The organism is Rhodococcus sp. p52, assembly GCF_000763325.2.
Taxonomy (GTDB): domain Bacteria; phylum Actinomycetota; class Actinomycetes; order Mycobacteriales; family Mycobacteriaceae; genus Rhodococcus; species Rhodococcus pyridinivorans.
On record NZ_CP016819.1, the window covers coordinates 1162810 to 1180114 of the forward strand.

The 17305-nt window shown below is 64.0% G+C and carries 12 protein-coding genes; 4 read left to right on the forward strand and 8 right to left on the reverse strand.

Features of this window, described 5'->3' with window-relative positions:
- Window positions 1-21: 21 nt before the first annotated feature.
- Window positions 22-1521 carry an AMP-binding protein gene (locus IM25_RS05240; RefSeq protein ID WP_065995830.1) on the forward strand — a complete coding sequence of 500 codons (1500 nt, stop codon included), beginning with the start codon at window positions 22-24 and terminating at the stop codon, window positions 1519-1521.
- Window positions 1522-1664: 143 nt separating this feature from the next.
- Here IM25_RS05240 and IM25_RS05245 read toward each other — a convergent pair whose 3' ends face one another.
- From IM25_RS05245 to IM25_RS05260, 4 genes are read right to left on the reverse strand one after another with little or no spacing between them, the layout of a single operon-like run.
- The gene (locus IM25_RS05245; protein WP_232333404.1) at window positions 1665-3023 is read right to left on the reverse strand and encodes an alpha-hydroxy acid oxidase; all 1359 of its coding nucleotides are present in this window, start codon (window positions 3021-3023) and stop codon (window positions 1665-1667) included.
- Window positions 3023-4732, reverse strand: a complete 1710-nt coding sequence (locus IM25_RS05250) for a dihydroxy-acid dehydratase (RefSeq protein ID WP_033097499.1) — start codon at window positions 4730-4732, stop codon at window positions 3023-3025. Before IM25_RS05250 ends, IM25_RS05245 begins: the two co-directional genes overlap by 1 nt.
- A gap of 52 nt (window positions 4733-4784) precedes the next feature.
- Window positions 4785-5768, reverse strand: a complete 984-nt coding sequence (locus IM25_RS05255; protein WP_232333405.1) for a 2-hydroxyacid dehydrogenase — start codon at window positions 5766-5768, stop codon at window positions 4785-4787.
- Window positions 5765-9286, reverse strand: a complete 3522-nt coding sequence (locus IM25_RS05260; RefSeq protein WP_232333406.1) for an indolepyruvate ferredoxin oxidoreductase family protein — start codon at window positions 9284-9286, stop codon at window positions 5765-5767. Before IM25_RS05260 ends, IM25_RS05255 begins: the two co-directional genes overlap by 4 nt.
- A gap of 103 nt (window positions 9287-9389) precedes the next feature.
- On the opposite strand from IM25_RS05260, the gene IM25_RS05270 reads away from it, so the two are divergent.
- Window positions 9390-10520: a PucR family transcriptional regulator gene (locus tag IM25_RS05270; protein WP_232333407.1), complete on the forward strand. Its 1131-nt coding sequence runs from the start codon at window positions 9390-9392 to the stop codon at window positions 10518-10520.
- A 20-nt stretch (window positions 10521-10540) separates the two neighbouring features.
- Here the strand turns inward: IM25_RS05270 and IM25_RS05275 are convergent, their stop codons facing one another.
- From IM25_RS05275 to IM25_RS05290, 4 genes are all read right to left on the reverse strand, one after another.
- Window positions 10541-11926, reverse strand: a complete 1386-nt coding sequence (locus IM25_RS05275) for an MFS transporter (protein ID WP_033097502.1) — start codon at window positions 11924-11926, stop codon at window positions 10541-10543.
- 158 nt (window positions 11927-12084) lie between these two features.
- Window positions 12085-13041: an alpha/beta fold hydrolase gene (locus IM25_RS05280; protein WP_232333408.1), complete on the reverse strand. Its 957-nt coding sequence runs from the start codon at window positions 13039-13041 to the stop codon at window positions 12085-12087.
- Between the two features lie 305 nt (window positions 13042-13346).
- Window positions 13347-13991: an HAD family hydrolase gene (locus IM25_RS05285; protein ID WP_065995833.1), complete on the reverse strand. Its 645-nt coding sequence runs from the start codon at window positions 13989-13991 to the stop codon at window positions 13347-13349.
- Between the two features lie 105 nt (window positions 13992-14096).
- Complete coding sequence (locus IM25_RS05290; protein ID WP_019290640.1) at window positions 14097-14732, reverse strand: TetR/AcrR family transcriptional regulator; 636 nt, start codon at window positions 14730-14732, stop codon at window positions 14097-14099.
- 954 nt (window positions 14733-15686) lie between these two features.
- On the opposite strand from IM25_RS05290, the gene IM25_RS05300 reads away from it, so the two are divergent.
- A complete protein-coding gene (locus tag IM25_RS05300) occupies window positions 15687-16166 on the forward strand; it encodes a hypothetical protein (RefSeq protein ID WP_033097506.1) in 480 nt (159 codons plus the stop codon).
- Window positions 16163-16831, forward strand: coding sequence for a DUF6308 family protein (locus IM25_RS05305; protein WP_033097507.1), 669 nt, complete (start codon window positions 16163-16165; stop codon window positions 16829-16831). Before IM25_RS05300 ends, IM25_RS05305 begins: the two co-directional genes overlap by 4 nt.
- Window positions 16832-17305 lie beyond the last annotated feature (474 nt).

Genomic DNA, 17305 nt, shown 5'->3' on the forward strand with positions numbered 1-17305 from the left:
TACCCGGAAGGCGGACACCAGATGCCCAACCTGCTCGATCCGATTCCCCGTCATGCCGCACGAGCCGACGATGCCGTCGCCCTACGAACCGAGACCGGTCCGTGGACTTATACTGCGCTGGAACAGAAGTGCCTCCGATATGCCGGCATGCTGCGCAACGGTGGTATTTCCGCGGGCGACCGGGTCCTCCTTCTGGCTCCGTCGTCACCCGAATTCGTCGTGGCATATATGGGAATTCAGGCGATAGGCGCCGTGGTGGTTCCTGTGAACACCATGTCCACTGCCGAGGAGATCGAGTACTACATTACCGATTCGGGGGCTGCACTTGTCGTCGGCCGACACGAGCTGGGACCTGCCGCCGCCGATGCCGCCACGACCGTCGGTATCGCGTATCGGGCTCTCGAGCCCGGCGGGGACTGCACCGCCGAGCCGATCGCGGATGTCGCGGACCTCGAACCCGACGCTACTGCAGCCATCCTCTACACCTCCGGAACTACCGGAAAACCCAAGGGTGCACAACTTTCCGTCGGTAACCTGCTGGCAGCGGGAGAGATCGGCGCAGCCGCCGCAGGTAGTACCTCCATCGACCGCGTCGGCACCGGCCTCCCCCTGTTCCATGTGTTCGGGCAGGCGTCGGTCATGATGGCCGCGTTCACCAGCGGCGGTTCGCTGTCGCTGCTGAGCAGATTCACTCCCGACGGCATGATCGACATGATGCGCCGGGACGAACTGACCGTCATGTGCGGAGTGCCGACGATGTGGAATGCCATGCTGCACTCCGCGGGGGACGCCGACGCCGCCGACTTCGCCCATCTCCGCGTCGCGGTGTCCGGTGGTGCTTCACTACCGGGCGAGATCGCGCGCGCATTCGAAGCCCGTTTCGGCTGCACCATTCTCGAAGGTTATGGCCTGACCGAGACCACCGCACTGGGCACATTCAACGACATCGAACGCGGCGGCAAGATCGGTTATACCGGCAGTGCCGTGCCGCGACTGCAGGTCGAGGTCCGCGATCCCGAGGGCGCACCCTGTCCTGCGGGCACCGTCGGAGAGATCTACATCAAGGGCGACACCGTCATGAAGGGCTACTGGAACCGGCCCGACGCGACCGCCGCGGTATCGACCGAGGACGGTTGGTTCCGGACCGGCGACCTCGGTGAGTTCGACGACGAGGGCGACCTGCGCATCGTGGACCGTCTCAAGGATCTGATCATCCGCGGCGGGTACAACGTCTACCCGGGCGAGGTCGAAGAGGTGCTCTACCAGCATCCCGACATCGTCGAGGCGGCTGTGGTCGGTGTCCCCGACGATCATTACGGCGAGGAGGTCGCCGCCGTCATCACCCGCAAGCCCGGTTCCGACCTCACCGAGTCCGAGGTCACCGAGTGGTCCCGGAAGAAGCTGTCCGCATACAAGGTTCCGCGCATCGTCCGGTTCGTCGAGCAACTTCCCAAGGGCTCGACGGGCAAGATCCTCAAGCGCAACATCGACCGCGATGAGTTGCGGGCCGCAAACGCATAGACGAGTCGTACCGGACTCTCGACGTTGACGTCGACAGCGGGAAGTCAGCGCCTCAACGCCGGGAGCCCGGAGCGGTGTAGGTGGTTTCGGCGACTTCAGCGCCGGAGATCCTGTGAGATCAGGGGATCGCCGAACTACTGCGTCTACGGGGTCTGCGGGACAACCCGAAGTGGGGCCGGGTCGAAGCGAGACCATACCGCGTCTCCGAGGGGGCTCGGTGCCAAGGAGGCGTGGCGTTGGTCCAACTTCATCACTGCATCGACGCCGAGGAGCCGAAGGTGGTGGTCGAGACCGGTACGGAAAATGTCGATCGCGTGCTGAACCCCACGCTCCCCGGCCGCCATGAGGCCGTACAGGTACGAGCGGCCGACCAGGACAGCGGTGGCACCGAAGGCAACGGCGGCAGCGATATCGGCGCCCTCACGTACCCCACCGTCGAGAAATACCGACGCGTCCGCACCGACGGCGTCAAGCACTGGCCCGAGCGCGTCGAGAGGTGCGACGGTCCGGTCGAGCTGGCGGCCCCCGTGGTTCGAGACGACAACACCGTCGGCGCCGAGGTCAACCGCCCGGCGCGCGAGCTGTGGATCGAGTAGCCCCTTGACGACGAGAGGCCCGTCCCACACCTCCCGAACCCACGAGATCTCGTCGAACCCGAAATTCGAGTCCGTGACCGCTTTCATGCGCGACCATATATCGCCTTGTCCGGCCAACGGAAAGGACGCCAGGTCGAGCGGCTCCGATGTCGCCACCCCTTTGATCCATCCGGGGTGTCGCGCCATTCGAAGCATGTTCCCGAATCGAACCTTCGCGGGGATGGTGAATCCGTTCCGGCTGTCACGACGTCGGTCCCCAGCGACAGGTGTATCCACCGTGAGCACCAGAACGCGGTACCCCGCTATTTCGGCCCGGTGCAACAAGTCGAGCGTCAGTGCACGGTCACGCAATACATACAGTTGAAACCACAAATCGGGCCGCGGGTCGATTCCGGCGACATCCTCTATGGAATATGTGGCCGGTGTGGACAACGTGTAGGGAATTCCGGCAGCACCGGCAGCCCTCGCCACTGCCAGCTCACCAGTTGAGTGCGAAAGCCGCGTAAACCCGGTAGGGCCGAGGACGAGTGGCATCGCCTGGCGCTTGCCGAAGACCTCGACCGACAGATCGACATCGATGCCGGCGGTGGCGCCGACGGGTCCAGGGTGGTTGTACACCCGATCGAACGCCTCGAGTGCCCGCGCCGAACTACGTTCGGTGCCGGCGGCCCCGTCGACGAAGTCGAAGACCGGGCGGGGAGCACGCACCCGCGCCGCGTCCCTGAGGTCCTCGATCGTCACGCACTTGTTGAGGACTCGTTCGATGGGGTCGGCAGGCGGGATGCGCAGATCCAACATGCTCCACAGGTAAGGAACATTTTTCAGGGCAGTGCGCATTTTCGTCACCATGTCGGAAGGTGCCTTCTTTCCAATCCAGTTGTCCAAGAAGATCAAGCTGCGATGCATCACTCGTCCGCAGGCGTTTCGACCGCCCAATGCAGGTTGCCGCTGTGAGTAACCGCTCCCCTGTCCGCGGAGCCCACCAACCGCGCGTACTTCTCGGATACTCCGGCCAAGGCCGTGTCGCGGACCCGCGGAGTCAGCTCGCGTCGACGACGCTCCAGTTCTTCGTCGTCGACAAGGAGGTCGATCGTGCCGGCCACCGCGTCGATACGAATGCGATCGCCGTTCTCGACTAGCGCGATCGGACCACCGTCGGCGGCCTCCGGGCACACGTGACCGACACACAGCCCGCGGGTTCCCCCGGAGAACCGCCCGTCGGTTACCAGCGCCGTCTTCTCCGCCATCCCCTGACCGACAATCGCCGACGTCACGCTCAACATCTCCCGCATGCCCGGACCGCCCTTGGGGCCCTCGTTACGGATAACGAGGACATCACCCTCGGAGTACTCGCGCCGCCGGACCGCGCGATATGCGTCCTGCTCGTGCTCGAAGACCCGGGCAGTGCCCTCGAACGACAGGCTGGGGGCCGCCGACACCTTGATCACCGCGCCGTCCGGGGCGAGACTTCCGGTCAGGACGACCAATCCGCCGGACGCACGGATCGGGTCGTCGGTGCGGCGCACCACATCACCATCGGGTTCTGCCACCTCAGCAAGTGCGGCGGCGAGCGTCCGCCCGTCGAACGCCAATGCGTCACCGTGGAGGTAGCCGCCGTCCAGCAACGCCTTGAGTACCACGGGAACTCCCCCCACCTGGTGCAGGTCGTGCGGCACGTACGGGCCGCCGGGAGTAAGCGCGGCGATGTGCGGCGTGCGGTGGAAGACCTCTGCCAGATCTTTCATCCGGAAGTCGATTCCGGCTTCGTGGGCAATGGCGGGCAGGTGCAGTGCCGCGTTCGTCGTGCCGCCGGTGGCGGCCACCACTGCAGCCGCGTTCTCGAGACTGCGTCGGGTCACCACCTCGCGCGGCAACGGGCCACCTCGTCGCAGATTCTCCATCAACTGCTCACCGGCGCGGCGCGCCACTGCCTGGCGCTCGGTGTACGCGGCGGGGATGGTGGTGGTCCCCAGCGGGGCCAGCCCCAGGACCTCCGCATAGGCACCGCCGGTGCCGGACGAGAACTGGCCGGGACAGGAGCCGACGGTCGACTGGATCTCGCGCGCCATGTTTTCCAACTCGTCGGCACTCATCAGACCCGCCTGGACCTTTCCGACGCCTTCGAGGACCGCTAAGGGGTTGGTGGGCTTGCCACCGACGAACCCGAGCAGCATCGTTCCGCCGTGCAGGAACAGACTCGGCACGTTCAGCCGCACCATCGCCATGAGCATGCCCGGGATCGTCTTGTCGCACGCCCCCACGCCGACGAGGGCATCGTACTGCTGAGCGCGCATCACGATCTCCACCGAATCCGCGATGGCCTCCCGCGACATGAGCGAGTACCGCATGCCCTCGTGGTTCTGGGTGAGGACGTCGGACACCGAGATCGTGGAGAACTCCCGCGCTGTGCCGCCGCCGACCTCGATACCGAGCTTCGCGGCGTCGACCTGTGACTTCAGCGACTGCGAGCAGGGGCTGACCTCGCCCAGCGTATGAGCGACACCGACGAACGGCTGCTCGATCGCCTGGTCGTCGAGGCCGGTCGACCGCAGTTGGTAGCGGTGCAGCGCCCGCTCCACACCTTGGGTGACGATTCGAGACCTGTAATCAGACATGGCATTCCTATCTGGTGACAAAGAGGTGATACGACACGTGTGCATCCATCGCTCACGTACCGGTCGACGACGGTTCGGGCTGCATGGTCGCACCATCGCGGGGCACGACGACCGGGGTGACCAACGTACCGTCCGCCACGAACTGTCGAAGATTGTCGAAGAACAGCTCACCCATCGCGGCGCGCGTCTCCTCCGTGGCGCTTCCGACGTGCGGCAACAACACGGTGTTGTCGAGACTGCGCAGCGCTTCCGGCACGTTCGGCTCGTCGACGTACACGTCGAGGCCTGCGCCCGCCAACCCGCCGGTGCTGAGCAGTTCGACGAGTGCCTGCTCGTCCACGAGGCGTCCACGGGCGATGTTGACCAGATAACCGTTCGCGCCCAGAGCCTGCAGCACGTCGCGGTCGATCATCCCGGTATTGTCCGGTCCGCCGGACGCGGCAACGATCAGCGCATCGGATCGCGACGCCAACCCGATCAGACTGTCCACGTACGGATATACCACGTCGGGCACGGGCCGGCGATTGTGGTACGCGATGAGACATCCGAACGCCGACAGTCGTGTTGCGACGGCGCGACCGATCCGGCCGAGTCCCACGATGCCGATGCGCATCCCGCTGACATTGCGGGTCATCGGGAACGGGCCTTCCGGCCACCTCCCTGCCCGGACGAACCGGTCCGCCGCCGAGAACTGGCGCACGGTGTCGATCAGCAGTCCCACCGCGGTGTCGGCGACGCATTCATCCAACACACCCGGAGTGTTGCTCACACCGATGCCGCAGCGCCGGGCGTGGCCGGTATCGATCTTGTCGACTCCCACACCGAGGTTCACCACGGCCGTCAACCGCGGCAGCCGGTCCATCAGTGCCGCATCGACCGTGCCGAGCGACGAGCACACCACAATGTCGGTGTCTTCGATGGACGCGGCGCCGTCGGACAGTACCGCCACGTCGAACCGTGCGGACAACACGGCCGCGGCTTCTGCCGGAAACGGCTCCACCAGGAGGATCCGGACCGATCCCGCATCCCGTGTCACGATGCAACTCCTTCGAAGAACCGGTGTCGCAGGGAGGCGAGCCGGGTGTGGTACTCGTCGACGTTGGCCAGCTTGACATGTTCGTAGCCGCGCACCATGTCCGGTGCCGAGGCGATTTCCACGGCCACCGCATGGTTGTCGGTACAGATCGCGGCGCCGATCTCGTCGACCACACCGATGTAATGGTCGACCAGCTCCCGCTCCAGCCGGCGCATCTGGGTGTAGCCGAACACGTCGAGGCGTGTGCCGCGCACTTTTCTCGCCGCGCGCAGAGCTGCATACGCGGGCGCGAACCACGGCCCGAGCGAGATCTTCTTCTTCATTCCCAGTGCCCGCAGGATCGGCGGATGCAGCTTCCAGGTGACTTTCACCTTGGGGCCGTAGGCAGCGGCGATCCTGCTGCGTTCGGTGGCATCGAGCGCAAGGCGGGCCACCTCGTACTCGTCCTTGTAGGCCATCAGTCGATACAGGTTTTCTGCGACAGCCGTGGTGAAGTCGTCACCGGGAGTGGCGTCGCGTTCGGCGGTATGTGCCCGGGTTACCACCTCGACATAACGACGCGCATACGCGACGTTCTGGTAATCGATCAGGTCGTCAGTGAAGCGAGCAATCGTGTGCCACAGTTCGGTGTCGCGTGCCACGCCGGTCGAATCCACCAACTTCACCGCGGTAGCGCTCGGGGGCTTCCGCTGCTCGTTCACCGGATCCAGCTGCGCGAGAACGTCATCGAGCCCTGCCGGATCGCAGACCGATTGCCGCCCCCGACGGAACGCCTGCAGGTTCGTCTCCACCGCGACGCCGTTGATCTCGATCGCCCGTTCGATCGACGCAGCCGACAGTGGCAACACACCCGACTGGTAGGCCACGCCGACGAGCATCATGTTCGCGTACTGGTCGCTGCCGAACAGGTCCAGTGACAGCTGTTGAACGTCGATGTACGTGTTGCGGTCCGCACGCGTGCGGGCGTCGATCCCTTCGGCGAGGGAGCCGTGATCGATGAACGCTGTTTCGGGTTCACGGATCATCGCGCCGCTGGGGACGTCAGCCGTGGACACCACCGCGACGGTGCGCTCCGGATCCGCGACCACCAAGTTGTCCGGGTTGCCCGCAACCAGCACGTCGCACCCCAGATACAGGTCGCAGGTCGCCGCCGAGACCTTGGGTGAGAGCGACCGCGTAGCCCGGGTGAACTTCACGTCGCTCACCACCGGCCCCGCCTTCTGCGACAGGCCTACCTGGTCCAGACTGCGTGGTGTCAACCTGTCCATGTATCCGGCAACAGCCAGGGTCTGCGCCACAGTCACGATGCCGGTGCCGCCGATCCCCGTGATGCGGATATTGAACTCGTCCGGCGCGACGGTGGAGCCGGCCGGATCGGGAAGCACGTCACGGCTCAGCGGCGCGGCACCCAGCCGTTGCGGCCCCGCATAGGCGCCGTCGGGAATGATCTCCATGAACGAAGGGCAGTCACCGGTCATGCACGTGAAGTCGGAGTTACACGACGCCTGGTGGATCTGCGTCTTGCGGCCGAACTCGGTATCGACCGGGACAACAGACAGACAGTTCGATTTGCGACCACAGTCACCGCAACCTTCACAGATGCGCTCGTTGATCACCACCCGCATCGCCGGTTGCGGAGCCTTGCCACGCTTGCGGTCCCGGCGCAGTTCGGCCGCACAAGGTTGGTCGTGGATCAACGCGGTGGTGCCGGGGATCGCCCGCAGCTTTTCTTGCAGGGACAGCAGTTCACTTCGGTCGTGGACCGTGGTTCTGTCCGGTAGCCGCACGCCCTTGTAGTTCTCGGGATGATCGGTCGTGATGCATATCCGCTCGACACCTTCCGACACCAACGTCCGGGCGAGCGTCGGCACCGTGTACTCACCGACGGCGTCCTGACCACCAGTCATCGCGACCGTCGAGTTGTACAGCACCTTGTAGGTGATGTTGGTTCTGGCGGCGATCGAGGCCCTGATCGCCATCAACCCCGAATGCGACAGCGTCCCGTCACCGAGATTCTGGAAGATGTGATCGGCATGGACATACGCCTGCTGCCCGATCCACTGGGCACCCTCACCGCCCATCTGGGTGAGGCCGGTGACATCGCCGACCTGCCCGGAATCCATGAATGTGGTCATACCGTGGCAACCGATACCGGCGCCCATCAGCGAACCTTCGGGAGCCTTCGTCGAACTGTTGTGAGGGCATCCGGAGCAGAAGTACGGGGTGCGGGAGGCAATCGTCAGCGGAAGACGAAGGGTCGACGGCGTAGCCAACCGGCGAACCCGATCACGCACCGAAGTAATATCTCTGCTCGCAAGGATCATGGGAGCGAGAACCTTGGTAATCGCGTCCGCGTCGACACCGCCGTGGCTCGGCAGCAGCGTCCGCCCCTGTTCGTCGGTCTTGCCGACCACACCGGGTCTGTTCTCGAGCCCGTAAAGCGCTTCCTTGACGAGGGTTTCAAGGAACGGTCCTTTGTCCTCCACCACGAGCACCTTGGTCAGCCCGTGCGCGAACTGTTGCACGATCTGCTCGTCCAGAGGCCAAACCATGCCGATCTTGAGAATCCGAATTCCGGCCGCGGCCACATCGCCGTCGTCACAAAAACCCATGTCGGACAACGCCTGCCGAACCTCGAGGTAGGGCTGCCCCGCGACCACGATACCCAGTACGTCATCGGGTCCCGACGCCACGATCTGATTCAGTCCGTTCAGGCGCGCGTATTCGAGGGCCAGCGGTAGACGCACCTCCAACAGGTTGCGCTCCGCGGCCACCGCCGCCGCCGCAACCGGTTTCGTCATCACCTCATGCTCGTAGCGGCGACCGTCGACGAGCGGGAAAATCGGATCGAATCCGTCCGTGTCCGCTTCGACCAGTGCCAGCGAATCCGCTACGTGCGTGGCAACTTTCATGGCAACCCAGACTCCGCTCGCCCGCGACATCGACACCCCGTGCAGGCCCCAGCGCAACACCTCCTGCGCATCGGCCGGCATCAACGTCGGAACCAGAGCCGACCGGAGCACCGTTTCCGAACCACACGGTACGGTCGATGATTTCGCGGTCGCATCGTCACCGCAGAACGCCAGGACACCGCCGTTTGCGCTCGTACCCATCAGGTTCCCGTGCCGGATCGCGTCGAGCGCCTGGTCGACACCCGGTGCCTTGCCATACCAGTAGGCGGTAACCCCTGCATACGGCGAGCCCAACTGTCCGACCGATTGGGTGCCCTGCACCGCAGTGGCAGCCAGGAACTCGTTCATACCGGGAGTGAAATCGACGCCATGCTCTGACAGCAGTCCCGAGATCGGTCGCATCGTAAAGTCCAACGTCCCCAGTGGTGATCCCTGGTAACCGCTGACGAACGCACGGGTGGTCAGATCTTTCCGCGCGTCGACTCGGCGCATGTCGAGCGGCACACGGCACACGGCCTGCACCCCGGTGAGCAGTATCGGTCCGTTGACGGCGGCGAATCGGTCCGCAAGATCGAGTTGGCGAGGCAGAGCCTCGGCGTCAGGCATCAGCGACATCGTTTCAGTACTCCTACAGCTGGTCGTAAACACGAAGTTAAGATGGTCCGACCCGGAACTCCATGACTGAATTGCGCAAAAGGAGAGCTCAGATTTGTGCAATGCACAGAAGAACCAGTTGCACCTTGCTGCTTTGCTCGAACAGATCACCGACAACGCCTCCCAGCTGTCCAACCTCGTCGTGAGCCGCATCCGGTCTGAAGTGCCGCACTACTCGGCAATTCCCTTGCCGTCTCATCACGAAGCGGTGGAGCACCAAGTTGTCGGCATCCTCGCCGGACTCCGGGAGCACAGGACGCCGAGTGCCTCCCATATTTCGAACGCGCGGAATCTGGGCCGAGAGCGCGCCACGCAAGGCATTGCTCTTCGCGACGTGATCGAGGCATATCACGTTGCCTACCGTGAGATCTGGAACGAACTGTTGGCGTTGTCGCGAACCGAGAATGCGGACAGAAGCGAACCGCTCCTCGCTGCCGTGGCGTCGCTGTGGAACTGGTTCCATCGGTTGAGCGCGGCCGTCGCAGAGGGGCATTCCGACGAACTTCGTACGACTTCCACGACGCGAGCGGTGATCCAGCGAGAGTTTCTCGACGCTTTGGTGGCAGGCAGTGCCCCACAGCACCCGGCGCTCGCAACCGGCCTCGGGTTCGATCCGGACGCGTCCTTCCAAGTCGCCTGCCTGGAGGGTCTTCCCCGGCACCTGATCGCGCGTCTCGACGAGGAACTCGCCGACAACGGCGGGGCGGGACTGTACGACGACGAAAGCACGGTGGTAGTTCTGCAGAACCACCCGGCGTCGGACTTTCTGGAAAGCATGCACGCGCTCGCGTCCTCCGCGATCGCGGGAATCGGCCACGCCCGGACCGGAATGTCGGGGGCGACGGAGAGCTTGAAGGATGCCCGACTGGCACTGGACCGAGCCTGCCGACTCGGCCGCAGCATCATGCTGGCCGACGATTGGCTCATGGCAGTCCTCGATGATTCGGCCGCTCGTCTGGACCCTCTCCTTCGACACGGCATCGACGTGGCCGCCCGCAACAATCGACTTGCCGACACGTTGCGGGCGTTCGCCAACAGCGGTTTCTCCCTCTCGGTCTGTGCGCGGGAGCTACGGATCCACCCGAACACGGTGAAGTACCGACTCGATCGCTGGCGCGACCTGACCGGATGGGATGTGCATAACGTCGAAGGCCTCGTGGCGTCGCTGCGCTGCCTCGAAGGTTGACGAGTGCGCGGAAGCCGGACTCATCGTCCCGATGCCACTTCGTCCGGAACCGATGTCTCCGTCGTCACAGACGCATCGTCGAGCCCCCGGCGCATCCCGAGCAGGACGAGCGTGGCCACGACCAGCACCGCACCGATGATGTACATCGGGGCGTCGAAGGTCCCCGTCAGATCCTTCATGTATCCGGCAACGTACGGTCCGATGAACCCGCTCAGGTTCGCGAAGGAGTTCATCAACCCGATGCCCGCAGCCAACGCCATTCCCGTGAGAATGCGCGGCGGGATAGCCCAGAAGGTGGACGTCGCGCTCAGCACACCCGACAGCAGCAGCGCGATGCCCAAGAGCATGACATACGGCGACGAATTGCCGAGGACGGCGATCGTAATTCCGGCTCCGGCGACCAGCATGGAAACCGCTGTGTGCCAGATACGTTCGCTCTTCCGATCGGAATGCCGACTCACGAGAATCATCGCGACGGTTCCTATTGCGAACGGCACCGCGGTGATGAACCCGACTTGGACAAGCGAGAATTCGACGCCCCAGTCCGCAGACATCCCGCTGATCATCTGCGGGAGGAAGAAGGACACGCCATAGAAGCCGTAGAAGATGCCGAAGAGCACCACACTCAAGCTTACGACCCGAATGTCCTTGAGTGCGCTGAACACCCCGCGATGTCCGTTTGCCGTTCCCTGCCGGCTGACAGTTGCCTGAGCCTCGGCATCCAGTGAACGCACCAGCCAGCGTCGTTGCTCACCGGTGAGCCATTTCGCTTCTGCAGGACGACTGGTCAGGTAGAAGAACGTGACGACACCGACGATGACAGTCGGTAACCCCTCGATCAGGAACATCGCCCGCCAACCCGCAAGGCCGAGGAAACCGTCGGCGTGCTGCATGATCGCGGTCGAGAGAGGTCCACCGAGCACCGACGACAGCGGGACCGCTATGTACAGCAACGCGACGATGCGCGCCCTGTGACGTTCCGGGTACCAGTAGGTCAGGTACAGGATGAGACCGGGCAACAGCCCGGCCTCAGCGAAGCCGAGCATGAATCGTGCGATGAAGAACTGCACTTCCGTCTGGACGAATGCCGTCGCTGCCGACACCACTCCCCATGACACTGCGATGCGGGCGATCCAGATTCGCGCTCCGACCTTGTGCAGGATCATGTTGCTGGGCACTTCGAATATGAAGTATCCGATGAAGAACAGGCCGGCGCCGAAGCCGTATGCGGCCTGACTCATACCCAGATCCGCGTTCATTTGCAGGGCAGCGAAGCTGACGTTGACTCGATCGAGAAAGTTGAGGAAGTAGAGTAGTACCAAGAACGGAAGCAGACGTCGAGTGATACGCCCGATGGTTACCTTCTCGATTGCATCGCTCTGGTCGGTGTCGATGTGATGGGCCACTATCCACCCTCCTGTTGTGTGGATTGCGTTGAAGCCGTGACGAGTACGTCTGACGAACTGACCCGATCATCGACGCGAGGGCACCGAACATGCTGGTGCAATCCCCGATCCGGGTTTCTGTTATGTTTATTTTGTCCGGCTCTGTGTCATGTGAAGGTTCAACCGCGCCGGAACACCGGCGTCGCGGAAGCTGCGAAGTCCGCGATCAGTTGCCCGATCTCGTCGGGAAACTCGTCTACAAGGAAGTGACCGGCACCGGCAACCTCACCACCGGTCACCAACTCTGGTCGACGGGAGAGTTCGCGCCAGACGTCCACCGGAGAATGACCGGCACGCGCAATCATTCCGTTCGCTCCCCAAGCAACGTGGCAGGGGCAGTCGATGAGCCGTCCAGCCTCTCGACTCTGCGCATCGTGTTGCAAGTCGATCGTGGCCGCCGCACGGTAGTCCTCGATCGTTGCCAGACGACGCATCGGATCAGCGAACAATCGTTCGTATTCGGCCAACGCGGACGGATGGTAAGCGTCGCCTTTGGCCCCGACGGCACTGTGGCCGCCGACACCCAGCACCGAATGCAGGTAGCCGATCGGATCGGCTTCGAGGAACTTCTCCGGCAGCCCATCGGGCTGGGGAAACATGAACCAGTGGTAATAGGCAAGGGCGAGTTCGGCATCAACGTTCGCGTAGACCCATTCCGTCGGCATGATGTCCAACAGAACGATCCCGGAAACCGCGTCGCTGAAGTCCAGGGCCATACGATGTGCGGCGCGGGCACCGCGGTCGTGCCCGACAACGACGAATCTGTCGAATCCGAGTCGCTGCATCACCGCCGCCTGGTCTGCTGCCATGGCACGAAAGGAATGTGGCGAGTGCGTGGAATCGAGGTCGGGAAGGGTGGAATCACCGTACCCGCGTAGATCCGTCACCACGACAGTGAAGCGTTCGGCCAAAACCGGAGCGACCCGATGCCACATCACATGTGACTGCGGAAACCCGTGCAGAAGAAGAATCGGCATACCCGTGCCGGCCCTCATCCCATGGATGGTAATGCCGTCACCGGTCATCGAATCGAAGGGCTCGAATCCCGGAAAGAGTTCCTGTGCCACCGTGCTCACTGACATCTCCTTTGTCGGATACCCACCCCCGCGATGTGACGTGCACCATGAGCTTCTCATGGCAACCTCCGGAAGGATCTTGTGAGATACGAAGAAATGACGCGATAGGGCTGAGGTTTTCCAGAAGTACCGCGGCGTTCCTACGTCTTCGCCAGCGATCGCATTGCCACGTAGTCGAGCAAGCGTCGGTCATGATGGCCGTCCTCATCAGCGGGACATCCACCGTGGCAAGCTGCGGGCCGCGAAGGCGTGAACGATTCGTTCCGGGCTCTCGACGTCGACGCCGACGTCGAGAGCATTGACGATCAGCGTCTCAACGCCGGGAGTCCGAATCGATCGTGCAGTTCCCGCGCTGTGCCGGCACCGTCGCTGTGAAGGACGCCAGCGATGCCGAGCCGGGCTGCACCGTCGAGATTCTGCTGGAGATCGTCGACCATCACCGCACTCTCGGGCTCGATACCGAGGCGGTCACAAGCGATCCGGTAGATCCGGCGGGAGGGCTTACGGATAACGACCTCTGACGAGATGATCACTACGTCGGCCAAGGCCCCGAGGTCGAAGCCTGCATAGGTATCCCGTCCGAAAGCGTTGGACACCAAGGCGACCGGGACTCCAGCGGACCGCAGTCCGTCGAGTAGCTCGATGGTCTCCTCGTCGCGTGCGAGATTCGCCTGCATTCGAGCGGCCAGACCGTCGGCCTCGACCTGCGCTCCGTGTACGCGGCGGCGCCGAGCGAAGCATTCCTCGAAGGCGTCTGTGCAAATGCGGCCGCATTCGTAGTCGGACAGGAGAGTGCGCGAGGCTTCGTCCCGAGAGAGCAGCGTCAGTGGCAGTTCCGCATCGCCGACCTCGGCACCGATCGACCGGAATGCGGAGAGAACACTTGTGGTCACCACTCCCCTGAAGTCGATCAGCACCGCAGTCCGACCGGTCTCCACACTCGATGTCATCTGCGTTTCGCCCTGCTCGCCGTGGCCTCCAGTGGACCCTAAGTTGAAGATGAAGTCAATGTTGGTTCAGTTCCCGATGGGAGACTGGGGAACGGCGAAGAACGGTCAGGACGGGCGGGGGATGCGGAGCGCATTGACCCACAGTCGGGTCGCGGTGCGGACCAGTTCGTCCGCGTCCGTACTGTCGTCGAACTCACCGCTGACGAAATAGCCGAAGGCGAGTCGACTGATCATTCCGGACAGAGCCCGAGATGCCAGGAGAGGATCGATCTCGGCCTCGGCCATACCGCGATCTTGTAGGGACGCGATGCTGCGGGCATTGCGCTGGATGAAGGCATCGGCCCGCTTCTGGCGCAGCTTACGGAACTCGGGATCGATATTGGCGACCTGCTCAAGCAATCCCATGAGCTTCGCATTACGCCGATACGCCTCGAAGTACGCCCGGTTGCTCGCCTCGATGATCGCCGCGGGGTCGTCCGCGGCGGCCACGTGCGGCATACCGGGATGCATCATGTCCTCCTGCGCATTCTCGAGAACTGCAGTGAAGATCTCCTCCTTACTGGAGAAGTACGTATAGAAGGTGCCGGCCGAGCACTTGGCCTCGGTGGTTATATCGATCAGCCGGGCATCTAGGTAGCCAAGGTGCTCGAACACCGTGCGGGCGGCCGCGATCAGCGACGACCGAGTGCGCAGTCCGCGTTCGGTGGTGGGAAGGTCGCGGAGCAGCGCGGAGTTCACCATCGACGGAGGAGTGTTCTCCGGATCTTCCTCTGGAGCAGAACGTGACATACCACAGTTATAGCAACGACCGTCGGTGCGGAAAGTCGTCCGCCGGGGGGCTACCGCATCAGATGAGCCACACAGGTCCGAGGGGTTTCCCATGGAACGAGTCGATTGTCGGTGTCCGGTGCGCCGAGTCGAGCCAGGACGCCGCGCATCAGTCCGAGATGCAGCGCGCACACGACGGGCGGGTTCTGCCGGGCGACCGATTCGAAGGGGCAGGCATGCAAATGGATACGTACGTCCTCTTTCGAAGCCTCGAGTTCGGGATCGAATCTCATCTCCGCGAACAAGGTGGTGACGATCCTGACCGCGCCCTCGAGCGATCGGGGCGCACCGCGGCAGGCCGCGAGATCCTCAAGCGTCCACGCACGGTGCCCGCTCAGGCACCGTTTCGGTGCGCTCGTAGGACACCACACAACCAATTTTAGCACACGTGTTCGAATCGAGGGTTGCAGTCAGTGGGCGGCAGGTCGATGGAGGGACGCGAGAGCGGACTTCGGGAAGCATCGGCCCGCCACATCGTTTCCCCAGGAAAATCGGCGTCGAGAGCGGAAGAACCTCCGATCCCGGGCACCCCCCAGAACCTGTGCAAGCCCTCGGCTTGCCCCTGAACCCCCGGCCGGCTCCCTGTACTGCCGGCTGCCGCAGCTGCGGACCTCGAGGTTCGAAAAGGGGTCGACCCGGCATACTTCGATCCGGCCATCCCCGCCGTACCCCTTGCGGCGGGGGTGCTTTCTGCCGTGGGGCACTCACTCATCGCCGACCAGGGCCGCGACGTCCGTAGAAGGCCTCGGTTTCGTCTGCCCACCTGAGCCCGGGCCCGGCGTGATCGCATCCGTCCAAGCCGGTGCGTGGTCGAGTCCTCAGATGGCGTGCATGGTGAGAGGCCACCGACACGCACCGAGGACAACGATGTTCACCGCACTACGCGGCCGATTCCGCACACGATCGACCCCAGCCCACGCGCCGACCACCGAATCACACCGTGCCGGCACACCCGCGCAGACGAAGGCCGACGCAGCAGCGCACACCCACGCCCAGGCGCAGATCGGGAAGTTGGACAGCTACCTCGGCTCGCTCACCGAACCCGACCGCGCCGAGTACATCGCCGCAGCACAAGACCTCAAAGACGCGATGAACGAGACCGGCACCCAGGACTTCCGAGCCTGCTCCCGAGGTGCACGGCCCCCCGCCGACGGCAGCGTCCCGGACGGAATCCGCTCGCTTCAGCAGCTGCGGGCACTTGCTCGCACGATCCGCACCTCGAGCCGGCCGGACCCGACGGAAATCGCCGCTGCGACGAATGCAGGCACGTCCGCTGCGACTCCACGCACCGATCCGAGAAGCAGCGACGACACCGACCCGGGCGCGGCCGGGCAGCAGAAGCCATGAACCGAGCCGGCGGTGAGGCCGGGGCCACTGTGTTGGTGATCGCCGGCCGCAGCATCGACATCGACACCGCGGTCGCCACAGTCCACGGCTATCCGACGGTGACCGTGGCCCGCTACGACCTGCCCGGCCCCGGACCCGCCGCGGTGATCACCGCTGACGAGATCGCCCGCACCCACAAGGTGCGCTCCCGCATCAGCCACGCCCAACGCGACTGGTTCATCCGCAGCGCCGTTACCGCCCCGTGGGCGGCGGTGCCGATCGACGCGCAGCTGGTCGACGCCGACCCGCACGTCAGTGGGGGGCTCTACGACCGTGCCGAAGCTCTCTACGACCATTTCCGCACCGCCGCTCCCCGGCAGGTGGGGGTCGCCAAGATCAGCAAGATGCTCCACCTCAAACGCCCCGGATTGTTCCCCATCCTCGACTCGAAGGTCATGGCGTTCTACCGGCATCCTGCGCGTGCCGCCGCTGCCCGATACCCCCACCGCGGCAGGCGCGCGATGTTCTGGGCAGCCATTCGCGACGACGTGTGCACCAACCTCGACAGCGGTGCCCTCCCGCTGTTCCGCCACCGCCTGGCACAGTCGGAGACCGAGCACGTCCGGCGGCTCGCGAGCCTGACCGATATACGTCTGCTCGACCTGCTGACCTGGGCTATCGCCTGAACCCGACGCTGTCATCGCAGTTATCCGCTCGCATGTCCCCTTCGGCGGCGGTGGTGAGCTGCTCGGTCAGCGGCAGCAGTCGTGTTCGCGGACCCGGACGGTCAGCCGCGGAGCTATCCACCACGCGCCCCGCATCGATCGAGGAACGGTTTAGCGGCGGGCAAGGGCGTCCCGTTCCTGGGTAGTAGGGAAAGAAAATTCGAGTGTAGGTGTACTCAGCTCGCGGTGAGCGTTGAGCGACACACTGAGAAGGTGAACGCATCAGACTCTATGGAGAAAGCGCTCCAACGCCTCCCGCCAGCCTATTCACTGGCGTTGCGACTTCGCGACGCAGGGACACCCGACGAGGTCATTTGTGGTTATTTGGCGATCGAACCGGAGTCATTTGACGGGCTGCTACGGATAGCGGAAGACAAGTTGGCTTCTGTATTGCACGGGGATGGACTGACAGAGTGATGGGCGCCTACGATTCTG

Excerpts from the sequence above, each read along its gene's own strand:
- IM25_RS05240 (WP_065995830.1), top strand. The coding sequence starts at position 22 with ATGCCCAACCTGCTCGATCCGATTCCCCGTCATGCCGCACGAGCCGAC.
- IM25_RS05245 (WP_232333404.1), bottom strand. The coding sequence starts at position 3,023 with ATGCATCGCAGCTTGATCTTCTTGGACAACTGGATTGGAAAGAAGGCA.
- IM25_RS05250 (WP_033097499.1), bottom strand. The coding sequence starts at position 4,732 with ATGTCTGATTACAGGTCTCGAATCGTCACCCAAGGTGTGGAGCGGGCG.
- IM25_RS05260 (WP_232333406.1), bottom strand. The coding sequence starts at position 9,286 with ATGCCTGACGCCGAGGCTCTGCCTCGCCAACTCGATCTTGCGGACCGA.
- IM25_RS05285 (WP_065995833.1), bottom strand. The coding sequence starts at position 13,991 with ATGACATCGAGTGTGGAGACCGGTCGGACTGCGGTGCTGATCGACTTC.
- IM25_RS05290 (WP_019290640.1), bottom strand. The coding sequence starts at position 14,732 with ATGGTGAACTCCGCGCTGCTCCGCGACCTTCCCACCACCGAACGCGGA.
- IM25_RS05300 (WP_033097506.1), top strand. The coding sequence starts at position 15,687 with ATGTTCACCGCACTACGCGGCCGATTCCGCACACGATCGACCCCAGCC.
- IM25_RS05305 (WP_033097507.1), top strand. The coding sequence starts at position 16,163 with ATGAACCGAGCCGGCGGTGAGGCCGGGGCCACTGTGTTGGTGATCGCC.